General features: G+C 67.4%; 21 protein-coding genes. 15 read left to right on the top strand and 6 right to left on the bottom strand.

What is annotated here, in order from left to right:
- Positions 1–14: 14 nt before the first annotated feature.
- Both ACU0DV_RS03085 and ACU0DV_RS03080 read left to right on the top strand, forming a co-directional pair.
- A complete protein-coding gene (locus tag ACU0DV_RS03085; RefSeq protein ID WP_446240774.1) occupies positions 15–599 on the top strand; it encodes a DUF1285 domain-containing protein in 585 nt (194 codons plus the stop codon).
- Between the two features lie 8 nt (positions 600–607).
- Positions 608–832, top strand: coding sequence for a DUF2798 domain-containing protein (locus ACU0DV_RS03080; RefSeq protein ID WP_100928843.1), 225 nt, complete (start codon positions 608–610; stop codon positions 830–832).
- 11 nt (positions 833–843) lie between these two features.
- Here the strand turns inward: ACU0DV_RS03080 and ACU0DV_RS03075 are convergent, their stop codons facing one another.
- Complete coding sequence (locus tag ACU0DV_RS03075) at positions 844–1,662, bottom strand: sulfotransferase family protein (RefSeq protein ID WP_370312818.1); 819 nt, start codon at positions 1,660–1,662, stop codon at positions 844–846.
- A gap of 144 nt (positions 1,663–1,806) precedes the next feature.
- On the opposite strand from ACU0DV_RS03075, the gene ACU0DV_RS03070 reads away from it, so the two are divergent.
- Positions 1,807–3,384 carry a DUF5928 domain-containing protein gene (locus tag ACU0DV_RS03070; RefSeq protein WP_283981829.1) on the top strand — a complete coding sequence of 526 codons (1,578 nt, stop codon included), beginning with the start codon at positions 1,807–1,809 and terminating at the stop codon, positions 3,382–3,384.
- Positions 3,385–3,422: 38 nt separating this feature from the next.
- Here ACU0DV_RS03070 and ACU0DV_RS03065 read toward each other — a convergent pair whose 3' ends face one another.
- Positions 3,423–4,814 (bottom strand): APC family permease, encoded by a 1,392-nt coding sequence (locus tag ACU0DV_RS03065; RefSeq protein WP_446240775.1) that lies wholly within the window; start codon positions 4,812–4,814, stop codon positions 3,423–3,425.
- A gap of 137 nt (positions 4,815–4,951) precedes the next feature.
- Here ACU0DV_RS03065 and ACU0DV_RS03060 point away from each other — a divergent pair, with 137 nt between their 5' ends.
- The 6 genes from ACU0DV_RS03060 to ACU0DV_RS03035 all read left to right on the top strand — a co-directional run bounded on the left by ACU0DV_RS03060 (position 4,952) and on the right by ACU0DV_RS03035 (position 10,659).
- Positions 4,952–5,323, top strand: coding sequence for a histidine triad nucleotide-binding protein (locus tag ACU0DV_RS03060; RefSeq protein WP_446240776.1), 372 nt, complete (start codon positions 4,952–4,954; stop codon positions 5,321–5,323).
- 3 nt (positions 5,324–5,326) lie between these two features.
- Positions 5,327–5,983 (top strand): TIGR02117 family protein, encoded by a 657-nt coding sequence (locus ACU0DV_RS03055; RefSeq protein WP_446240777.1) that lies wholly within the window; start codon positions 5,327–5,329, stop codon positions 5,981–5,983.
- 114 nt (positions 5,984–6,097) lie between these two features.
- Complete coding sequence (locus tag ACU0DV_RS03050; RefSeq protein WP_100928849.1) at positions 6,098–6,277, top strand: zinc-finger domain-containing protein; 180 nt, start codon at positions 6,098–6,100, stop codon at positions 6,275–6,277.
- Positions 6,278–6,316: 39 nt separating this feature from the next.
- Positions 6,317–7,138: a glycosyltransferase gene (locus ACU0DV_RS03045; RefSeq protein WP_100928850.1), complete on the top strand. Its 822-nt coding sequence runs from the start codon at positions 6,317–6,319 to the stop codon at positions 7,136–7,138.
- Between the two features lie 111 nt (positions 7,139–7,249).
- Complete coding sequence (gene polA, locus ACU0DV_RS03040) at positions 7,250–10,054, top strand: DNA polymerase I (protein ID WP_446240778.1); 2,805 nt, start codon at positions 7,250–7,252, stop codon at positions 10,052–10,054.
- Complete coding sequence (locus ACU0DV_RS03035) at positions 10,054–10,659, top strand: pyridoxamine 5'-phosphate oxidase family protein (RefSeq protein ID WP_446240779.1); 606 nt, start codon at positions 10,054–10,056, stop codon at positions 10,657–10,659. Before polA ends, ACU0DV_RS03035 begins: the two co-directional genes overlap by 1 nt.
- Position 10,660: 1 nt before the next feature.
- On the opposite strand, the gene ACU0DV_RS03030 is transcribed toward ACU0DV_RS03035, so the two are convergent.
- The 3 genes from ACU0DV_RS03030 to nth form a co-directional block, all read right to left on the bottom strand.
- Positions 10,661–11,848 (bottom strand): S8 family serine peptidase, encoded by a 1,188-nt coding sequence (locus ACU0DV_RS03030; protein ID WP_446240780.1) that lies wholly within the window; start codon positions 11,846–11,848, stop codon positions 10,661–10,663.
- Positions 11,849–12,064: 216 nt separating this feature from the next.
- Entirely contained in the window at positions 12,065–13,054 is a 990-nt protein-coding gene (locus ACU0DV_RS03025; RefSeq protein ID WP_100928854.1) for an adenosine kinase, read from the bottom strand.
- A gap of 272 nt (positions 13,055–13,326) precedes the next feature.
- A complete protein-coding gene (gene nth / locus ACU0DV_RS03020; protein WP_100928856.1) occupies positions 13,327–13,971 on the bottom strand; it encodes an endonuclease III in 645 nt (214 codons plus the stop codon).
- A 219-nt stretch (positions 13,972–14,190) separates the two neighbouring features.
- Here nth and ACU0DV_RS03015 point away from each other — a divergent pair, with 219 nt between their 5' ends.
- Entirely contained in the window at positions 14,191–15,033 is an 843-nt protein-coding gene (locus tag ACU0DV_RS03015) for a methylated-DNA--[protein]-cysteine S-methyltransferase (RefSeq protein ID WP_283981843.1), read from the top strand.
- A 62-nt stretch (positions 15,034–15,095) separates the two neighbouring features.
- Positions 15,096–15,587, top strand: coding sequence for a heme-degrading domain-containing protein (locus tag ACU0DV_RS03010; RefSeq protein ID WP_446240781.1), 492 nt, complete (start codon positions 15,096–15,098; stop codon positions 15,585–15,587).
- A 14-nt stretch (positions 15,588–15,601) separates the two neighbouring features.
- On the opposite strand, the gene ACU0DV_RS03005 is transcribed toward ACU0DV_RS03010, so the two are convergent.
- Positions 15,602–15,910, bottom strand: coding sequence for an SH3 domain-containing protein (locus tag ACU0DV_RS03005; RefSeq protein WP_446240782.1), 309 nt, complete (start codon positions 15,908–15,910; stop codon positions 15,602–15,604).
- 194 nt (positions 15,911–16,104) lie between these two features.
- On the opposite strand from ACU0DV_RS03005, the gene ACU0DV_RS03000 reads away from it, so the two are divergent.
- From ACU0DV_RS03000 to ACU0DV_RS02985, 4 genes are all read left to right on the top strand, one after another.
- Positions 16,105–16,992 carry a sulfotransferase domain-containing protein gene (locus ACU0DV_RS03000; RefSeq protein ID WP_446240783.1) on the top strand — a complete coding sequence of 296 codons (888 nt, stop codon included), beginning with the start codon at positions 16,105–16,107 and terminating at the stop codon, positions 16,990–16,992.
- Between the two features lie 454 nt (positions 16,993–17,446).
- On the top strand, positions 17,447–18,118 hold the full coding sequence (locus tag ACU0DV_RS02995; protein ID WP_198521698.1) for an OmpA family protein: 672 nt from the start codon (positions 17,447–17,449) through the stop codon (positions 18,116–18,118).
- 141 nt (positions 18,119–18,259) lie between these two features.
- Positions 18,260–18,811 carry an NADPH-dependent FMN reductase gene (locus ACU0DV_RS02990; RefSeq protein WP_446240784.1) on the top strand — a complete coding sequence of 184 codons (552 nt, stop codon included), beginning with the start codon at positions 18,260–18,262 and terminating at the stop codon, positions 18,809–18,811.
- A 303-nt stretch (positions 18,812–19,114) separates the two neighbouring features.
- A complete protein-coding gene (locus ACU0DV_RS02985; RefSeq protein WP_446240785.1) occupies positions 19,115–19,930 on the top strand; it encodes an acyl dehydratase in 816 nt (271 codons plus the stop codon).
- The last annotated feature ends 242 nt before the right edge of the window (positions 19,931–20,172 follow it).

Raw genomic sequence — 20,172 nt, 5'->3', positions numbered from 1 at the left:
TAATGGCAAAAGCAATGAGCACACAAAATCTCGTGACTCCCTCCGCCGATGGCATCGCCGCCTCCGCCCGTGCCGCAAAAAAGGGCAAGGGTCTGCCGCCGGTCCACAAGTGGAATCCGCCGTTCTGCGGCGATCTCGACATGCGCATCGCGCGGGACGGGACGTGGTTCTACCTGGGCACGCCCATCGGCCGCTTCGAACTTGTAAGGCTTTTCTCGTCGATCCTGCGCAAGGACGGCGACGACTACTTCCTTGTCACGCCTGTCGAAAAGGTCGGCATCACGGTGGACGACGCGCCCTTCGTGGCGGTGGACTTCACCGCCGAGGGCAGCGGCGAGACGCAGGTCCTCACGTTCCATACACATGTCGGTGACACCGCCGTGGCCGGGCCGGACCACCCGATCCGCGTGACCCGCGACCCGGAAACCGGCGAACCTTCGCCGTATGTCCTCGTGCGTGCGAATCTCGAAGCTCTGATCGACCGAAAAAGTTTCTACCGCCTTGTCGAGATCGGCGCGCATCACGACGAGTGGTTCGGCCTCTGGTCTTCCGGCGAATTCTTCCGGATCATCCCCTCGGACGAACTCCCCGAAGGCTGACACTGCAGATGATCCACCCCAGACTGGCGCCCGTGATCTTCGGGTTCATGCTTTCCGGCCTGATGTCGCTGATCGTGTCCGGCGTGGCGACGCTGCGGGCCGTGGGCCTGCCCGCCGACTTCTTCTTCCTGTGGATGAGCGCCTGGGCCTCGTCCTGGATGATCGCCTTTCCCGCGGTCCTTCTGATCGCGCCGCGCGTGCGCCGCTTCGTGGACCGCAACACCCGGCGCTGAACGCGGGTGCGTCAGTCGCCCAGCTTGGCGTGCACCTCGTCGAGGTCGATCTCGCCCACCGGCATCTTGTTGCCGGGGTTCTCGAAATCGTATTTGAACAGGTCGAAGTCGCGCTTGTAGATCTCGTAGACCAGATGCATCGACAGGTCGTCGAAGTAGTCCTCGACCGGATGCGCCCGCTTCGGCCCGTGTCCCTCGCTCTCGTTGAAGCGGGGGATGTTGTTCAGGTCGATGGTATGCGGCGTGTCGATGTGGTTCAGCACCTCCTGCATCCCGTCGTTGAACGCCTCCGTCCAGAAGATCTTGTTGTAGCGCCCGCCGTTGACGATGAAGGTCGAGACGTGGCCCGACACCGCCGACCAGTGGATGTCCGGCTCCATCGGGCGGCGCCAGCGGATGGTGTCGCGGGCGAACAGCAGGAACCGGCGAAAGCTGCGGATCTGGTCGAAGTCGTCCTTGCCGTCCTCGCCGCCGACCTCGATCCCGTACTTCTGGATCAACAGCGGCACGAGGTTGCCGCGGTAGCGTTTCCCATTGCGCTGGATGCCGCAGATCTTGTCGAAGAACGACGACAGGATGCGGGTGTAGGGGTTGCGCACGCAGGTAAAGGCATAGGACGTGCGCGTCTTCACGTTCGCCTTGATCTTCGGCTGGCTCTCTTCGATGGCCCATTTGTGCATGCCCGATGTGGCATCGTGGATGTCGCCGTCGAAGAATTCGCCGTGATCGGAATAATACATGATCTGGCCGATGGTCGAACAGGCGCACTTCGGCACCACGCGGTACACCACGCTCTCGCTCTCGGTCATCCAGGTGCCTGGAAAGCCCATGCCTCTTGCCTCGGTTCGTCAGTTATTTTGTTCTGTGGGCGGTCGAACCCGCTTCAAAAAATCAAATAAAGCAGGTTTATTCAACGCCCGTTCACATCTATCAACATAAACAATCGGGCAAAACTAGGGCAGACCGTTTACTGAATGGCGAAAATTGCCTTCATCCTTCTGTGCCACAAGGAGCCGGACGCGATCATCCGCCAGGCACAAAGCCTGACCGCGGCGGGCGATTACATGTCGATCCATTTCGACGCCCGCGCCCGCCCCGAGGACTACGCCAAGATCCGCGCCGCGCTGCGTGAAAATCCTAACGTCACCTTCGCCCGCAAGCGGCTGAAGTGCGGCTGGGGGGAATGGTCGCTGGTCGCCGCCACCCTCAACGCGGTCGAGGCGGCTGTCGATGCCTTCCCGCGCGCCACGCATTTCTACATGCTCTCGGGCGACTGCATGGCGATCAAGTCGGCGGAATACACCCACGACTTCCTCGACCGGCACGACAAGGACTTCATCGAGAGCTTCGACTACTTCAACTCCGACTGGATCAAGACCGGCTGGAAGGAAGAGCGGCTGGTCTATCGCCACTGGTTCAACGAGCGCACGCAGAAGAAACGCTTCTACGCGATGTTCAACCTTCAGCAGCGCCTTGGCCTGACCCGCCCGATCCCCGCCGACATCGACGTGATGATCGGTTCGCAATGGTGGTGCCTCAGGCGGCGCACCATCGAATGGATCCTAGACTTCACGAAGAAGCGGCGCGACGTCATGCGGTTCTTCTCGACCACATGGATCCCGGACGAGACGTTCTTCCAGACCCTCGTCCGCCACCTCGTCCCGGAGGCCGAGATCGAGAGCCGCACGCTCACCTTCCTCATGTTCACCGAGTACGGGATGCCCGTGGTCTTCTACAACGACCACTACGACCTGCTGCTCAGCCAGGACTTCCTCTTCGCCCGCAAGATCAGCCCCGAGGCGCTCGAGCTGAAGCGCCGCCTCGGCGTGCTCTTCTCCTCCGAGGGGGTGAAGTTCCAGATCTCGAACGAGGGCCGCTCGCTCTTCAAGTTCCTCTCCGCCAAGGGCCGCATCGGCCGCCGCTTCGCCCCGCGCTTCTGGGAAACCGAAAGCTCGCTGGGGCGCGACCGCGAACTGCTCATCGTCGTCTGCAAGAAGTGGCACGTTGCCAAGCGGCTGGTCGAACGCATCCGCAAGATGACCAACGTGCCCTGCGTCGAGTACCTGTTCAACGAGGAAAGCTGCCCGCTGCCGGACCTCGGCGGCATCCAGTCGACCATGGGCAAGCGCCACCGCCACCGCCGCGCGCTGATGCGGATGCTGTTCGACTATTACGAGACCGACCGCCTCGTGGTCTGCATGGACCCCGCCAACCTCGACCTGCTCGAGGACTTCGGCCGTGACCGCTCCACCACCCGCTTCCTCGAGGTGGAGTGCCAGTTCTCCGACGACTACCTGATCGGCCATGCCATGCGCGTGGGCCTCGCCGGGGCCCGCACCCCGCGCGAGACGATCGAGCGGCTGCTGCCCACCGTGCGCAACGACATGATCCACGAAAGCGACCGCATCCGCGACGCGGGGTTCGAGCATCACAACCACATGCGCGAGATTGACCCGATGGAGGTCAGCGCCCGCGCCGTGGCAGAGTTCCTGACCGTGCCCGAAAGCGTCGCGCAGGACATCGTGCGCCACGACCACCTCTTCGCCGACTGATCGGGCGCAGCAGACAGGCGGCAAAATCCGCTAGCGTCTCACGAAACCCCCTGGTCCTTCCGCGCCATCCACAGCCGGGTCACACCCCACAGCACCACGCCGATCCCCAGCAGGACCGCCGCGATCATGTATTGCGCCGGGTCGCGCCCGGTCCACGGCCCCAGAAGGAAGGCGCAGGTCAGGGCGCCCAGCACCGGCAGCGCGGTCGGCGTGCGGAAATGCTTGTGGTCGACACCGTCGCGCCGCAGCACCAGCACCGCGACGTTGACCACGGTGAAGACGCCCAGCAGCAGGAAGGCGGTGGTGCCGCCCAGCTCCGGCACGGCGCCCACGAACGTCACCAGCCCGGCGGCCAGGACCGAGGTGAACAGGATCGCCGTCACCGGCGTCTGCCGCGACGCATTCACCTTGCCCAGCACGGAGGGCAGGACCCCTTCCTCGCTCATGCCGTAGATCAGGCGGCTGGCCATCAGCAGGTTGATCAGGGCCGAGTTGCCCACCGCGATCATCGTGATCAGCCCGAAGATCCACGGCGGAAAGCCCGGCGCGCCCGCCTCCACCACTTTCAGAAGCGGCGTGTCGCCCTCTGCCAGCTCTTCCACCGGCACGATGGAAATCGCGACGATGGACACCACGAGGTACAGAACCGCGGCAATGGTCAGTCCCGCGAACAGCATCTTGGGGAAGCTGCGCGAGGGATCCTTCGTCTCTTCGGCCATGTTCACCGAATCCTCGAAGCCGACCATGGCGAAGAACGCCAGCGTCGTGCCCGCGATCACCGGCCAGAACACCCCTTCGCTGCTGTCGAACTCGAAGGCCTTCGACACGTCCGCCTCTCCGGCGCCGAATACCCACAGGCCGATGCCCACGATGATCAGAAGGCCGGTCAGTTCGATGCAGGTGAAGACCGCGTTGACCAGGACGCTTTCCCCGACACCGCGCATGTTGATCAGCGCAATCGCCGCGATGAACACCAGCCCCACCAGCGTGACGGCCCAGCCGCCCAGTTCCAGCCCGAACCCGGTCGAGAAGTTCTCGGCAAAGGCGCGCGCGGCGGTGGAGGACGACGTCAGTCCCGACGACATCACCGCGAAGGCCACGAGGAAGGTGACGAAATGGATGCCAAAGGCCTTTTCGGTGTAAAGCGCCGCACCGGCGGCCTTGGGATACTTCGTCACCAGTTCGAGGTAGCTGCAGGCGGTCAGACCCGCCACGACGAAGGCCACGAGGAAGGGCAGCCAGACGATGCCGCCGACCTCCTCGGCGACCTTGCCGGTCAGCGCGTAGATGCCCGTGCCCAGCACGTCGCCCACGATGAACAGAAGCAGCAGTCCCGGCCCGATGGCGCGCTTCAGCTTGCCGTCCGATCCGGCCTCTCCGTTCTCGGGCTGCCCGGATGCGGACTTGCCGTCGCTCTCAGTGAATGCCATGGAGCCACCCTTTTCTGGCTGGTGCCGGAAAACGCCCGGACACAGTGGGGGGTTCCCGTCTGCGCCCGTCCGCACCTTGCACCGGCCCGCTTTTTCCGCCTTCATGGCGGCAAACCGAATACCGCAGGATGACGCACATGGCCTACAGCTACGACGACCAGAACATCTTCGCCAAGATCCTTCGCGGCGAGATCCCGAACCAGACGGTGCTGGAGACCGAGCATTCGCTCGCCTTCCGCGACATCCGCCCGCAGGCGCCGCTGCACATCCTGGTCATTCCGAAGGGCGCCTACGTGACCTTCGACCACTTCGCGCAGGAAGCCTCCGACGCCGAGATCGCCGATTACGTGCGCACCGTCGGCAAGGTCTGCAAGATGGAGGGGGTCGAGGCCGACGGCTGGCGGCTGATCTCCAACGCCGGGGCCAACGCCGTGCAGGAGGTGCCGCACCTGCACGTCCACATCCTCGGCGGCCGCCCGCTGGGCCGGATGCTCGAACCTGCCGCGTAAGTCATGACATGGCGCGGACGGCTCCTTCTGCTGCCGCCCGCGCTGGTCGGTCTGTACCTTCTGGCCGCCGTCGCGGGCGCCCTCTGGCCCAATGACCGGACGGGCGGCGGCGACGGTCCGGTGAACGTCTGGCTGCTGTCCGGGCCGATCCACTACGATTTCCTGCTGCCCGCCGACCCGGCGACCGTTGCCGCCTTCGGTTTTGCCGAGCGCGCGGGCGTGCCGCTTTCCGACCCGCGTGTCGAATGGATCGTTGTCGGCTGGGGCGCGCGCGCCTTCTACACCGCCACCGAAAGCTACGCGGACCTCGGCGCGGCGACCGTCTGGCGCGCCGTCAGCGGCGACGAGGCGGTGCTGCATGTCTCCGTCGCGGGCGCGCTGGGCGACGGCAGCGGCGCCCGCCCCCTGCGCCTCACCGCCGCGGAATACGGCCGCCTGCGCGACGCGATCCTCGCCTCTGCCCCGGCGCCCGATCCGGTGCCGGACGCCGGGTTCGGTCCCTACGACCGGTTCTTCGCCGCCACGGGCCGCTTTCACCTGTTCAGGACCTGCAACGTCTGGGTCGCGGAGGTGCTGGACCGCGCCGGCATCCGCTTCGGGCTCTGGACGCCGACCCCCTTTGCGGTCACGCTGTCCCTCGCCCGTTTTCAGGCGGATTGATCCGGCAACACCCGATGCCATGCGTCAACCACCCGCTGCGGCGCCATATTGCCCCCGCGCCGGGGTTCGGCCATAACGCCCGGAGTCACATGCCATCGACCATGAGGGACCGTCATGACCACGCAAGCCCCCGAAACACGCATCGTTCAGGCCTACCGCATCCCCTGTGACGGCGGCGGCGTCGCGCTGGGTCATCCCCGCGTCTGGTTGCAGATCCCCGAGGACAAGGGCTATGTCGAATGCCCGTACTGCGATGCGAAGCTCGTGCACAAGGACTTCGAAGGCAAGGTCTGAGCGGGCGCCGCACGACATCCGCCATTCGGAGTGACTGATTTGAGCAAGCTGGTTGTTTCCCTGACGACGATTCCGTCGCGCGTGCCCTACCTGTCCGCCACGCTCGACAGCCTGCTGGCCCAGAACACCCGCCCCGACGCGATCGAGATCAACGTCCCCCGGACCTACCGCCGCCCGGAATTCGGCACGCTCGACACCGCGCTGCTGCCAGACGGCCTCGACGTCCACATGATCGGGTCGGACTACGGCCCGGCCACCAAGATCCTGCCGACGGTCGAGCGTTACCGCGACCAGGACGCACTTCTGGTCTACTGCGACGACGACTACTCCTACGATCCGGACTGGCTGACCCGCCTGACGGAAACCGCGGCAAGACACCCCGAGGCGGTCATCGCCGAGCGTTGGCGCTCCTCCCTCAAGTGGGAAGGCGCACAGCGCTGGATGCACCGCCGCAACAGCCTCTCGTACCGCCTGCGCCGGATTGCATCGCTCGGACTGTGGCGGCCGCTGCGCACCGGCGGTTACGTGCCCGACATCGCCGAGGGGGCGGGCGGCGTGCTGATCCGGCCGCATTTCGTCGACGCGGAGGCCTATGACATCCCGGACAAGTTCTGGGCGGTCGACGACATCTGGCTCTCCGGCATCTTCCAGAAGAACGGCCACCCGGTCGTGCCCACCGGCATCTCGCGCCGCGGCCCGGACCAGAGCACCGTGGTCGACGGCAAGCTGATCCGCGAGGTGGACGCCTTGCTGGACCTCGTTCACGACGGCATGGATCGCTGGCAGCTCAACGTCGCCTGCATCGAGCATATGCGCGCGCGCTTCGGCGTCTTCGACAAGGGGCGCATCAGCCGCAACTGAGCCGCCCTCCCGTCCGGCGCACGGTCGCCCGAAAGACAGATCGGAACTGGCAGAACGGCCCGGAACGTGGCACACCCGCCGGAAACGGAGTAACGCGCGGAGAAATGCACCATGGCGGAAACTTTCGGCAAGGGCTGCCATCTGCACCTGATCGACGGATCGGCCTACATCTTCCGCGCCTTCCACGCGCTGCCGCCGCTGACGCGCAAGTCTGACGGGCTGCCCATCGGCGCCGTGTCGGGCTTCTGCAACATGCTGCACCGCTACGTGGAGGACAACCACGGCCCCGACGCGCCGACCCATGTGGCCGTCGTCTTCGACAAGGGCAGCCACACCTTCCGCAACGACCTCTACGAGGACTACAAGGCCAACCGCGAGGCCATGCCGGAGGAACTGCGCCCGCAGATCCCCCTGACCCGCGAGGCGACCGAAGCCTTCAACATCGCCTGCAAGGAAATCGAGGGGTTCGAGGCCGACGACATCATGGCGACGCTGGCCTGCATGGCGCGCAAGGCCGGCGGCCGGGTCACGATCCTGTCCTCGGACAAGGACCTCATGCAGCTTGTCGGCGACGGTGTCGAAATGCTCGACCCGATGAAGAACAGGCGCATCGACCGCGAAGGCGTGATGGAGAAATTCGGCGTCGGGCCGGAACGCGTGGTGGACGTGCAGGCGCTTGCGGGCGATTCCGTCGACAACGTGCCCGGCGCGCCCGGCATCGGCATCAAGACCGCCGCCCTCCTGATCAACGAGTTCGGCTCCCTCGAAGAGCTTCTGGACCGCGCTGAGGAAATCAAGCAGCCCAAGCGCCGCGAGACCCTGATCGAGAAGCGCGCCCAGATCGAGCTGTCGAAGAAGCTCGTGCAGCTCGACTGCGACATGGAGCTGCCCTTCACCCTCGACGACCTCGAGGTGAAGGAACCCGATCCCGACACGCTGCTCGCCTTCCTGACGAAGATGGAGTTCCGCACCCTGACGAAGCGGATCGCCGAGAACGCCGGGGTGGACGCGCCTGCCATCCCGGAACCGGCGCAGCAGGACGCGCCGGAGGCCGCGCCGGACTGGCCCGCCATCGACCCCGCAGCCTACGAATGCGTGCAGGACATGGCCGCGCTCGAACGCTGGATCGCCCGCGCCATGGACCTCGGCACCGTCGCCGTCGACACGGAGACCACCGGCCTGAACGAAATGCTCTGCGACCTCGTCGGCATCTCGCTGGCGGTCGCCCCGGGCGAAGCCTGCTACATCCCGCTCGCCCACCTCGCAGAGGACGGCGGCGAGGGTCTTTTCGCCTCCGACGCCAAGGCCGAGGGCCAGATCCCCATGCAGCAGGCGCTCGACGCGCTCAAGCCGCTGCTCGAAGACGCCTCGGTCATGAAGGTCGGGCAGAACATGAAATACGACGCAAAGATCTTCTCCCGCTACGGGATTGAGATCGCGCCGATCGACGATACCATGCTGATGTCCTACGCGCTGCACGGCGGCGAGCATCCGCACGGCATGGACACGCTGTCCGAACGCTACCTTTCGCACACCCCGATCCCGATCAAGGACCTGCTGGGCACCGGCAAGGGGCAGATCACCTTCGACCGCGTGCCGCTCGACAAGGCCACTGGCTATGCCGCCGAGGATGCGGACATCACCCTGCGCCTCGCGCTGACCTTCAAGCCGCAGCTTCATCGCGCGCGCGTCACCCGTGTCTACGAGACGCTGGAACGTCCGCTGGTGCCCGTCCTCAAGGCCATGGAAATGCAGGGCATCAAGGTGGACCGCGCCACGCTGTCCCGCATGTCCGGCAAGTTCGCGCAGAAGATGGCCGAGCTGGAGGAAGAGATCCACGAACTCGCGGGCGAAAAGTTCAACGTCGGCTCCCCGGCGCAGCTTGGCGACATCCTGTTCGAGAAGATGAGCCTGCCCGGCGGCAAACGCGGAAAGAACGGCAAGTACAGCACCCCCGCGGATGTGCTCGAAGACCTCGCCACGGAACACGACCTGCCGGGCCGCGTGCTCGACTGGCGGCAGTTGTCAAAGCTGAAGTCGACCTACACCGACGCGCTGCAGGAACACATCAACCCCGACACGGGGCGCGTGCATACGTCGTATTCCATTGCGGGCGCGAACACCGGGCGACTGGCGTCAAACGATCCCAACCTGCAGAACATCCCCGTCCGCTCGGAGGAAGGCCGCCGCATCCGCGAGGCCTTCGTCGCGCCGGAGGGGCACACGCTGGTCTCCCTCGACTACAGCCAGATCGAACTGCGCATCCTCGCCCACATGGCCGACATCGACGCGCTGAAGGAGGCCTTCCGCGACGGTCTGGACATTCACGCCATGACGGCGAGCGAGATGTTCAACGTGCCGCTCGACGAGATGACCCCGGACATCCGCCGTCAGGCAAAGGCCATCAACTTCGGCGTGATCTACGGCATCTCGGGCTTCGGCCTCGCCCGCAACCTGCGCATTCCGCGCGGCGAGGCGCAGGGCTTCATCGACCGCTACTTCGAACGCTTCCCCGGCATCAAGCAGTACATGGACGACACGGTGAAGTTCGCCACCGAACACAAGCGGGTCGAGACCCTGTTCGGCCGCGTCATCCACACGCCCGAGATCGGCGCCAAGGGCCCGCGTGCCGGTTTTGCCAAGCGCGCCGCGATCAACGCGCCGATCCAGGGCACTGCCGCCGACATCATCCGCCGCGCCATGGTCCGGATGCCCGACGCCATCGCGAAAATCCCCGCGAAGATGCTTTTGCAGGTTCACGACGAACTGATCTTCGAGGTCGAGGACGGCGCCGCCGACGACCTGATCGGCGCGGCCCGCGAGGTCATGCAGAACGCCTGCGATCCGGTGGTGAAACTCGACGTGCCGCTGGTCGTCGACGCGGGGCAGGGGGCGAACTGGGCAGAGGCACACTGATGGGCGACTTCGACCGCTCTCCGGACGGGCTGGTGTTCACCCCCGCCGTGCAGGAAATGCAGCGCCGCCTGGGCTCGCGCGGGATGTTCGAAACCGCCGAATGGCCCATCGACATCTCCGCCGACCTGGAGGGTTTCATCGCCCGGCAGCGCAGCGTCTTCCTCGCCTCCGCCAGCGCCGACGGCCAGCCCTACGTCCAGCACCGCGGCGGCGCGCCGGGGTTCCTCAGGGTGCTCGACAGCCGCACGCTGGGCATGGCCGACCTGCGCGGCAACCGGCAGTACGTCACCCTCGGCAACCTGTCCGAAAATCCCCGGGTCGAGCTTTTCCTGATCGACTACATGCACCGCCAGCGCGTGAAGATCTGGGGCAAGGCCCGCGTCACCGACGACCCCGCCACCGTCGCCCGCCTCCGCCCCGAAGGCGCCCGCGCCGACCGCGCCCTGCTGATCGAGGTCGAGGCCTGGGACGTGAACTGCCCGCAGCACATCCCCCAGCGGTTCGAGGCAGAGGATGTCGCCGCCAGCATCGCCAAACGCGACGCCCGCATCGCCGAGCTTGAGGCCGAGGTGCAGGCCCTCCGCGCCCGCCTGACCGAGGGCTGACTCAGTCCAGCTGCCCCTTCGGCGCCTGGATCAGCCCGTGCCCGCAGTCCAGAACCGTCTGCCCCGGCACCAGCCCCTGCCGCGTGACCGTGCCGATCAGCTTCGCCGCAAGGCTCTGCGCGGTGACACGCTCGCCCTCGCCGCGCATCTGCTCCACCCAGAGCGCGGCCACGCCCGCCGCATGGGCTGCCGCCATCGAACTGCCGTTCAGCGACCTCAGCCCGCCGCCCAGGCTGGCCGAGATGATGCCCACCCCCGGCGCCACCAGCGCGGGCCCGGCGTTGGAGAAGACCGCGGGCTCCAGCCCCTCAGGCCCCGGCCCGCAGGCGCCCACCGCCAGCACGTGCCGGGCCGCCGCGGGCGCCGCAGGCCCGGTCTCGAAATCCGGAGAGATCACCCGCAGGCTGTCGTTGCCGATGGCCCCCAGCAGCAGCGGGCCCTTGGCGGCGCATATCATCTGCATCACCAGTTCGAAGATCCGCAGGTTGCCGCGATAGGCGTTCACCGCCGCGGTGTTTGCCTGCACCCGCGGATAGCCCTCGGCGGTCAGCGCCTCCACCTGCGCGGCGATGTCGAAACTCAGCGCAAAGACCGCGATGTCCACCTCTGCCCCGGCGGCCCAGAGCACCGCCTGCATGAACCCGTCAGACCGCCCCATGCCGTTGTCCGCCAGCGTCTTGACGACAAACAGATCCTCGATCCCGCGCGCCACCCCGATCCGCGTGCCGCCCAGGTCGCGGCCAAGGATCGTCCCGGCCATATGCGTGCCATGGCCGTTCGCATCGCCCACGCCTGTCCCGACGAAATCCTTGGTGATCAGACGCACCCCGGCAAAGGCCGGGTGCTTGCGGTCGATGCCGGTGTCCAGAAGCGCCAGCCGAACCCCGTGCCCCGTGGCATTGGTCCAGTCCGCGCCCACCGCGTGCAGGCCCCAGCCGGGCACCGCGTCCTCCGCCCTCAGGTCGTCCAGCGGTTCGGGATTGACGATCCGGGTCGGCATCACCGGCGCCACCGTCAGGCAGGTCGGGTCGCGCACCAGGTCGCGCAGCTCGGCGGGGCTGAGGTCGACGGATTCGATCAGCGGGTCGGACGCGGCCTCCGGCGCCCGCGGTGCCACCGAGGCACTCAGCGGCACGGATGGCCGACGCCAATTGTCGGCCCTGTCGCGCAGCACGATGAATCTGGACATCAAATCCCCGGGACAAAATCTCTGTCCACAGGCTACATCCGCGGGCGACGGGCCGGAACGGTGTCCGCGTGAATGGCGCGTTAAAAAAGACGCCAACCGGCGTCAGAGCGCCCGCACCCCCGGGCCGGATGCCGCGTCAGGGCGGGGATCAGGGCCGGGATCGGGGTCAGGCGTGCCGGGGCGCAGGCCGCCCTGGCACGCCGCGCGATGCGCCCCTCAGACCAGGCCCTTCTGACGGAACAGGCCCATGACGTTGGCCTCCGGACGCGGCCCCATGTGGCCGATCACCTCGCGCGCGGCGACGGTGCCCATGCGGCCGGCGGTGGCCATGTCGCGCCCGGTCGCCAGCCCGTAGAGGAAACCGGCAGCGAACTGGTCGCCTGCCCCGGTCGCATCCACCGGCACGATCTTTTCCACCGGGACGTCCGTCCGCGTGCCGTCCCGCAGCACAGACACGCCGTCGCCCGACCGGGTGCAGACCACCAGCGGGCAGATCGCGCCCACCGCCTTCAGGTCGGCCTCGAGGTTGTCGTTGCCGTAGAGCGACCGGATCTCCGCCTCGTTGCCGATGACATAGTCCATCTCGTGCTCGATCAGCCGCAGGAAATCCTCCCGGTGCCGTTCCACGCAGAACGGGTCGGAGATCGCGATGCCCACCTTGCCGCCCGCCGCCCGGCAGGACCGCGCCGCCTTCAGGAAGGCCTCTTTCCCCTTGTCCTTGTCGAAGAGGTAGCCTTCGAGGAACAGGATCTCCGCCTCCGCGGCCACCTCCTCCGAGACATCCTCCGGCGCCAGCTCGGCCGAGATCCCGAGGTAGGTGTTCATCGACCGCTCCCCGTCGGGCGAGACGAAGATCATCGAACGCGAGGTCGGCAGCTCGCCGCCCGCCACCGGCGGGTTGACGAAATCGGTGCCGTCGTCGGCCATGGCATCGGCGTAGAACCGGCCAAGCGCGTCGTCCCGCACCCGCCCGATGAACCCGGTCCTGAGCCCCATGGCGCCGATCCCGGCCAGCGTGTTGGCGACAGAGCCGCCGGGCGCCTCCACCCGGTCCTTCATCGCGCCGTAAAGGTGTTCGGCGCGTTCGCGCTCCACCAGTTGCATGATGCCCTTCTGGATGCCCATGAGGTCGAGGAACCTGTCGCTCTCCCGGGTCAGCACATCGACGATGGCGTTGCCGATCCCGACAACCTGGTACTTCTTCATGAGGTCTTACTCCTGCAGGATGGCATCCGCGCGGCGGGCAAGGCCCCGGGCCGGGCGGCTCAGGGTGCACGCCTCCGGAAGGACGTCCATCCGGGTGGAAATTTCAGTCAGGTCGATCTGCGCAAGGGACGCGCCCCGGACATCCGCCCGTCCGGTAAGCCCGACAACCGCACCCGCCTTCCGCCAACCGCCGTCCGTTCCACGAACAGCGGCACGACAGGCCCCGGTCCCCGGTGCCGGCGGCACCCGGTGGGGCACGTTCACGCGATGGCTCATGCGGTCTTTTCCTCGAACGGGCAGAGATCGTTTATGAGACACGCCTTGCATTTCGGTTTACGCGCCACGCAGATGTAGCGCCCGTGCAGGATCAGCCAGTGATGCGCGTGCTGCTGGAAATCCACCGGCACGTGATCCTCGATGGCCCGCTCCACGGCGACCACGTCCTTGCCCGGACAGATCCCCGTGCGGTTGCCGACACGGAAGATATGCGTGTCCACCGCCTGCGCCGGGTAATGCCACCACATGTTCAGCACGACATTCGCCGTCTTCCGCCCCACCCCGGGCAGCGATTCCAGCGCGGCGCGCGAACAGGGCACCTCGCCGCCGTACTCCTCCACAAGGATGCGCGACAGCTTGATGACGTTCTTCGCCTTGTTGCGGAACAGCCCGATCGTCTTGATGTGCTCGATCAGGCCCTCTTCGCCCAGCGCCAGCATCTTCTCCGGTGTGTCCGCCACGGCGAACAGCCCCGCCGTCGCCTTGTTCACGCCCGCGTCCGTCGCCTGCGCCGACAGCGCCACCGCGACCACCAGCGTGTAGGCGTTCACGTGGTTCAGTTCGCCCTTCGGCTCGGCCTCCGCCGCCCGGAAGCGCGAGAACACCTCGCGCAGGGTGTGATAATCCATCTGCCTGGCCATGAAACCGTCATGCCCGCTCGCGCGCCCGCCCGCAAGCACCGCGCCGCCCCCCGCCCTTCATCTTGGCAAAAATACCTCTGGGGGGCCGAAGGCGGGGGCAGCGCCCCCTCTGCCCCCAGGGATCCCGCGCCGCCCGGACAGGCCGGGCCCAAAACCGCAAGAAACGGGCTGCGCAGCCCCCGCGCCCCACGCTATCTTCCCCCCAAAGGAGCCAGCGCCATGCCCAGGGACGACACCGAAAGCTACCATTACCACGTCATGGCCCGCGCCATCGAGGCGGTCGACCGCCTCGGGCCGAAGGCCACCCTCGACCAGCTCGCGGCCGAGATGCGCATGTCCCCCGCCCACTTCCAGCGGCTCTTCAGCCAGTGGGCGGGCGTTTCGCCGAAGCGGCTGCAGCAGTACTTCACCCTCGGCCACGCCAAGGCGCTGCTGCAGGACCGCTTCACCACGCTGGAAACCGCGCTCGCCACCGGGCTTTCCGGCGGCGGCCGCCTGCACGACCTCTTCCTCAGGTGGGAGGCGATGAGCCCCGGCGACTTCGCCCGCGGCGGGCTGGGCCTCACCATCTACTGGGGCTGGTTCGAAAGCCCCTTCGGCCCGGCGCTCGTCATGGGCACCGACAAGGGCATCTGCGGCATCGCCTTCTCGGCGGAAACGACCGAGGAACACGCCATGCAGGACCTCACCGGCCGCTGGCCCAAGGCCACCTACGTCGAGGACCCGATGCGCCTGCGCCCCTGGGTGATCGCCGCCTTCGGCCAGCAGGCCGAGGGGCCGGTGCCGCTCTTCCTGATCGGCGCGCCCTTCCAGATCAAGGTCTGGGAGGCCCTCATGCGCATCCCCTCCGGCCATGTCACCACCTACTCGGAAATCGCCGAGGCCATCGGCCATCCGAAGGCCGTGCGCGCCGTGGGCACCGCCGTGGGCCGCAACCCGATCAGTTTCCTGATCCCCTGCCACCGCGCCCTGCGCAAATCCGGCGGGCTCGGCGGCTACCACTGGGGCATCCCGGTGAAACGCGCGCTGCTGGCATGGGAATCGGCGCGGCTCGAAGCCTGAGCAGCCCCTTGCAGACCCGGCCAGCGCCCCTAAACTCCGCCCCACCCGGAGGAGGAGCGCCCATGCCGCAGGACCTGATCGCCGCCATAAAGGAGCAGGAGCGCGCCCTCGTGCTCCCCGCCTTCGACGAGGACACGGCCTTTGCCATCGGCTGCGCCCTGCGCGAGCGCGCGCAGGCCATCGCCGCCCCCGTCTCCATCGAGATCCGGTCCTCCGCCCGCCGCTATTTCTTTACGACGCTGCCCGGCGCCACACCCAACAACGAGGAATGGGGCCGCCGCAAGGGCAACACCGTGCTCCGGACGTGGAAGTCCTCCATGCGGGTCGGGCTGGAACTCGAACGCTCCGGGCGCGTGCAATGGCCCGATGCCGGCCTGCCTTACGAGGACTTCGTCGACCACGGCGGCGGCTTTCCGGTCACGCTCCGCGGCATGGGCGTGGTGGCTGCAATCGCCGTATCCGGCCTGCCCTCGGTCGAGGATCACCAGCTTGCGACCGCCACCCTCGCCGCGCACCTCGGCATCGCGGAGATACCGTTGCCAATACCGGACTGACCCGGCGGGGCCGGTCACATCTTGCGCAGATACGCCTCCGAGACATAGCCGCGCAGCCCCATCGCCCGGTCCAGCCCCACTTCGCACCACTTGGTCGCCCCGGTGCGCTGGCAGTCCAGCACCCGCACCACCGTGCCGTTCGGCAGGCCGACGATCACCACGTAACCCGTGCCCGGACCTTCCCGCATCTTCAGCATGTCGTCGCCTTCGACGCCGAAGACCTCGTAGCGTTCCCGCCACTGTGCCGCCGCGGGGGTTGCCCCCGCCAGAACCAGCGCCGCCGCCACGGCGGGCACCATCGCCCCAAGGATCACCTTGCGCATGCCATTACTCCTGCTCGATGTCGTCTTGTTGTTCTTGCGCGCAGTCTAGCCCGCGCGCGCGCCGCTGGAAACCGTGCCGGAGCGCAAACGCGCGGGGAATTGCGCGCCGCCTAGACCGTTGATCGAAACGCCCCTCCCGGCGCACCATGGCGCATCGCCCGTCGCCCGTCCCGACCCGCAAGGACACCTCCGCCATGACCCGCCGCACGCATTACCTCGGGCCGCTGACCGACAGCAGCCGTTGGGATGCCGTCACGCTCCGGCCCGACGACGTGATCGTCGTGACCCCGCCCAAATGCGGCACGACATGGATGCAGACCATCGTCGCGCTCCTGCTCTCCGGCGATCCGGAGGTCGAAACGGAGCTGTCGATCCGCATGCCGTGGATCGACATCAGGTTTCGCGACATCGCAGAGGTCACCGCACGGCTCGACGCCATGCCGCACCGCCGCAGCATGAAAAGCCACACGCCGCTGGACGGGCTGCCTCTGGACGACCGCGCGCAGTACGTCTGTGTGTTCCGGCATCCGCTGGATGTGCATGTCTCGTTCCGGAAACACGTCCGCAACATTCCCGTCCCGTGGTTCGACGACTGGTATCCGCAGGACGACAGGGCGGGCCTGACCTTCCGCCATTTCCTTGAGGGCACGCCGGACGGCTACGACTGCGATGCCGTGCCGCTGGCCCATATCCTCAGGCATTACGAGGCCGCCCGCGCGCTGGCCGGACGGCCAAACGTCGCGCTCTTCCATTATGCCGACATGACGCGGGACCTGTCGGGGACGTTCGAACGGGTGGCGGCACTTCTCGGCACGCCGCACCCCGCGCCGCTTATGGCGCGGCTTGCCGGGGTCGCCACCTTCGACAACATGAAGCGGAACGCCGCCCGCTATGCCCCCTCGGGCGGCAAGGGATTCATGAGGTCCGATTCCGATTTCTTTCATCGCGGCACCCACGGCCAATGGCGGGGTGTGCTGACCGATGAGGAACTGGCCGCCTATGACGCCCTGATGGACGCCCGCCTGACCCCGCAAGACCGGGATTGGCTGGAGAACGGGGCAGGGCGCGCTGCCCTGGGCTGAACGATCTCGCTTCGGCTCCGGGCGTCAGCCCCGGCCGGCACCGCAACATGGCGCTTGCCGCCTCGCGCAACGCAACCGGCCCGCGCCATGCGAAGTGCCGAGAGGGCGCAGTTCCGGACCTTTGCGCCATGCGACGACTCTCCGGCCGCCGTCTCGTACCGGGGCAAAGCCCTCACCCGGGGCCCCGCTTCCGGAGGGCCATCCGCGACAAGTCTTTCAGCCTGCAACGGTTCCGCGTGATCTGCCGCTTTTCTGGGTTAATCTTTTGTTAATAAAAGAGGTTTCGCCGCGAAACCTCCCTTTCCTTGCCAGCGGGTGGCAATTTGCCGCCACCCGTGCGCGAAAGAGTGGATTTTCTCGGGAACCTTGCCCCTCCCTGTGGCATTAAGCCTTCAGGACAACAACGCGCCCTCGAAAGGTGCGCCAGAAACTACGAGAGGCAATGAGAGACATCATGATCCGTTCGTCCATCCTTCTTTCCACCGTGGCCGCGCTTGGCCTGTCCGCCTGCACCACCGGCGGCGCGCTCTTCGACGAGAACGACCCGAACCGCCAGGCCAAGACCGGCGCCCTGGCCGGTGCCGCCACCGGTGCCGTCGCGGGCCGTCTGGCCGCCGGCAACGGCGACGTGGGCGAGCGCAACCGCTCCGTTCTGGCCGGCGCCCTGATCGGTGCCGCCGCAGGCGCCGCCATCGGCAACCAGCTTGATAAGCAGGAAGCGGAACTGCGCCAGCAGCTCGGCTCCCAGGTCGATATCCGCAACACCGGCGACCGCCTGATCGTGACCATGCCGCAGGACATCCTGTTCGCCACCGACAGCGCCACCCTGAGCGGCGGCCTGCTGGGCGACATTCAGGACGTGGCCCAGTCGATCCTGCGCTACCCGAACACCACGACGCAGATCATCGGCCACACCGACTCCGATGGCGACGCGGCCTACAACCTCTCGCTGTCGCAGCGCCGGGCCCAGGCCGTGGCCAACGTCTTCCTCGCACAGAACGTGCCCGCCAGCCGCATCCAGGTCATCGGCCGCGGCGAGGACCAGCCCATCGCGTCCAACCTGACGCCGCAGGGCAAGCAGCAGAACCGCCGGGTGGAAATCGTCATCCTGCCGAACGCGACCTGACCCTCCGGACATCCGTCTGACGGGCATCCCGATGCCCTCCCGAAGCGCCGTGGCCTTGCCGCGGCGCTTTTTCGTTTATGTTGTGAGGCGACTGCAATTTTTCGCGCGGGTTCCGCCGCGAAACCCCAGACAGGAGACACCATGCCCGATCTGAAGCTTGTCGGCCTCTGCGGCGCCCTCCGCGCCGCCTCCACCAACCGGCTGCTGCTGAACGAGGCCGCCCGCCGCTTCGGCCCGGCGGAGTACACCGAACTGGACCTGCGCTTCCCACTCTATGACGCCGACATCGAGAACGGCCCCGGCATCCCGCAGGAGGTCCAGCAGGCCGCCGACCGGATCGCCGCCGCCGATGCGGTGATCGTCGCCTCGCCGGAGTACAACAAGGGCATCACCGGGGTGCTGAAGAACGCGCTGGACTGGATCAGCCGGACCGAGGGCAACCCGTGGCGGGACAAGCCCGTGGCGCTGGTCTCTGCCGCCGCAGGCATGGCCGGAGGGCCGCGGTCTCAGGCGCAGGCGCGGCTCTGCCTGATCCCCTTCCGCCCGCACCTCCTGCCGGGGCCGGAGGTCATGGTCGGCCAGACCTCCACCAAGTGGGACGAGGAAGGCCGCCTCAAGGACGAGACGGGGATCAAGCTGCTGACCGAGCTCATGGAGGATTTGCGCAGGCTGGCGGAAGCCAAGCGCGGCTGAATCAGGCGCGTGGGGCCCCGTCCCGGCACATCGGGGTGAAGATCGGGTCAAGCCTGCGCGCGGTGCGGGCGGGCAGGGTGCAGCGCGGCTCTGACCTTGCGGGGTCGAGGATCTTCGCCGCAGAGGCAGAAGGAAGCCAATTCGCCAAGGCGCGGATCGCTGGTTGCGCCATGGGCCATGCATGGGGGAAGAGGCATCGGGGCAGGCCGCCCCCTCAGGCAGCCGGACAAGCCGCGACCGGCCGGCCGCTCTCTGGACGCCACCCGCTGCCGCCGCTAATCCACGGGGGTCGAGGAGCCGCCCATGCAGGACCACCCCACCGAACCGCAGATCAGGACGGACGTTCTGGACCCGGCGCGCGCCGAGGCGCTGGCCGCCACGCTCGGGCTGGAGGCGACCTTTGCCGAGGGCACACCTCTGCCGCCCTTCTTTCACCAGATCTATTTCTGGGACGCCCGTCCGCCCGAGGTCCTTGGCCGCGACGGTCATCCTGCGGTCGGCGATGCGCTGATCCCGGCCTTCGGCCTGCCGCGGCGCATGTGGGCGGGCGGTGCGCTGGAGTTCCTTGCCCCGCTGCGGGCCGGGCGGCCTGCCGAGAAACGCTCCTTCCGCGTCAGCACGTCCCGCAAGACGGGGCGGAGCGGGCCGCTGGCCTTCGTCACGCTGCACCACGAGATCTGGCAGGACGGCACGCTCTGCGTGCGCGAGGCGCAGGACCTGGTCTACCGCGCCGACGCGGCGCCGGATGCGCCCGGACCGGTGCCGCCCCGGGCGCCCGAGGGCGCGGCGGAGTCCACAGAAGTGCGCTTCGACCCGACGCTGCTGTTCCGGTATTCCGCGCTGACCTTCAACGGCCACCGTATCCATTACGATCCGGCCTATGCCCGGGAGGTCGAAGGCTACGACGGGCTGGTCGTGCACGGCCCGCTTCTGGCGCAGAAGCTGCTCCTTTGGGCGGAGGAGGCGGGCCCGGTTGCGACCTTCCGGTTCAGGGGCACCTCGGCCCTGATGGTGCACGAGGTAGCAGAGCTGTGCCGCGACGGCGCCCGGATGTGGGTGCGCGGACCGGACGGACGGCAGATCATGACGGCAGAGGTGAACGCGGGCCAAACTGTGTGAACGCCGGGTTAACGGCCTGTCAAAGTTTCCCCCTCCCTACCGCCCTCCAACCTGAAGCGATTCGGAAAATATAGGGTTGATGCGGGTCGGATGAGGCGGCACGCCCGCTCAGGGCTCAGGGCTCAGGGCTCAGGGCTCAGGGCTCAGGGCTCAGGGCTCAGGGCTCAGGGCTCAGGGCTCAGGGCTCAGGGCTCAGGGCTCAGGGCTCAGGGCTCAGGGCTCAGGGCTCAGGGCTCAGGGCT

Source organism: Sagittula sp., assembly GCF_052825245.1.
Note: the sequence above shows the minus strand (reverse complement) of the source record. Positions and strands in the feature narration are given on the sequence as shown.

Excerpts from the sequence above, each read along its gene's own strand:
- ACU0DV_RS03085 (WP_446240774.1), top strand. The coding sequence starts at position 15 with ATGAGCACACAAAATCTCGTGACTCCCTCCGCCGATGGCATCGCCGCC.
- ACU0DV_RS03080 (WP_100928843.1), top strand. The coding sequence starts at position 608 with ATGATCCACCCCAGACTGGCGCCCGTGATCTTCGGGTTCATGCTTTCC.
- ACU0DV_RS03075 (WP_370312818.1), bottom strand. The coding sequence starts at position 1,662 with ATGGGCTTTCCAGGCACCTGGATGACCGAGAGCGAGAGCGTGGTGTAC.
- ACU0DV_RS03070 (WP_283981829.1), top strand. The coding sequence starts at position 1,807 with ATGGCGAAAATTGCCTTCATCCTTCTGTGCCACAAGGAGCCGGACGCG.
- ACU0DV_RS03065 (WP_446240775.1), bottom strand. The coding sequence starts at position 4,814 with ATGGCATTCACTGAGAGCGACGGCAAGTCCGCATCCGGGCAGCCCGAG.
- ACU0DV_RS03060 (WP_446240776.1), top strand. The coding sequence starts at position 4,952 with ATGGCCTACAGCTACGACGACCAGAACATCTTCGCCAAGATCCTTCGC.
- ACU0DV_RS03055 (WP_446240777.1), top strand. The coding sequence starts at position 5,327 with ATGACATGGCGCGGACGGCTCCTTCTGCTGCCGCCCGCGCTGGTCGGT.
- ACU0DV_RS03050 (WP_100928849.1), top strand. The coding sequence starts at position 6,098 with ATGACCACGCAAGCCCCCGAAACACGCATCGTTCAGGCCTACCGCATC.
- polA (WP_446240778.1), top strand. The coding sequence starts at position 7,250 with ATGGCGGAAACTTTCGGCAAGGGCTGCCATCTGCACCTGATCGACGGA.
- ACU0DV_RS03035 (WP_446240779.1), top strand. The coding sequence starts at position 10,054 with ATGGGCGACTTCGACCGCTCTCCGGACGGGCTGGTGTTCACCCCCGCC.
- ACU0DV_RS03030 (WP_446240780.1), bottom strand. The coding sequence starts at position 11,848 with ATGTCCAGATTCATCGTGCTGCGCGACAGGGCCGACAATTGGCGTCGG.
- ACU0DV_RS03025 (WP_100928854.1), bottom strand. The coding sequence starts at position 13,054 with ATGAAGAAGTACCAGGTTGTCGGGATCGGCAACGCCATCGTCGATGTG.
- nth (WP_100928856.1), bottom strand. The coding sequence starts at position 13,971 with ATGGCCAGGCAGATGGATTATCACACCCTGCGCGAGGTGTTCTCGCGC.
- ACU0DV_RS03015 (WP_283981843.1), top strand. The coding sequence starts at position 14,191 with ATGCCCAGGGACGACACCGAAAGCTACCATTACCACGTCATGGCCCGC.
- ACU0DV_RS03010 (WP_446240781.1), top strand. The coding sequence starts at position 15,096 with ATGCCGCAGGACCTGATCGCCGCCATAAAGGAGCAGGAGCGCGCCCTC.
- ACU0DV_RS03005 (WP_446240782.1), bottom strand. The coding sequence starts at position 15,910 with ATGCGCAAGGTGATCCTTGGGGCGATGGTGCCCGCCGTGGCGGCGGCG.
- ACU0DV_RS03000 (WP_446240783.1), top strand. The coding sequence starts at position 16,105 with ATGACCCGCCGCACGCATTACCTCGGGCCGCTGACCGACAGCAGCCGT.
- ACU0DV_RS02995 (WP_198521698.1), top strand. The coding sequence starts at position 17,447 with ATGATCCGTTCGTCCATCCTTCTTTCCACCGTGGCCGCGCTTGGCCTG.
- ACU0DV_RS02990 (WP_446240784.1), top strand. The coding sequence starts at position 18,260 with ATGCCCGATCTGAAGCTTGTCGGCCTCTGCGGCGCCCTCCGCGCCGCC.
- ACU0DV_RS02985 (WP_446240785.1), top strand. The coding sequence starts at position 19,115 with ATGCAGGACCACCCCACCGAACCGCAGATCAGGACGGACGTTCTGGAC.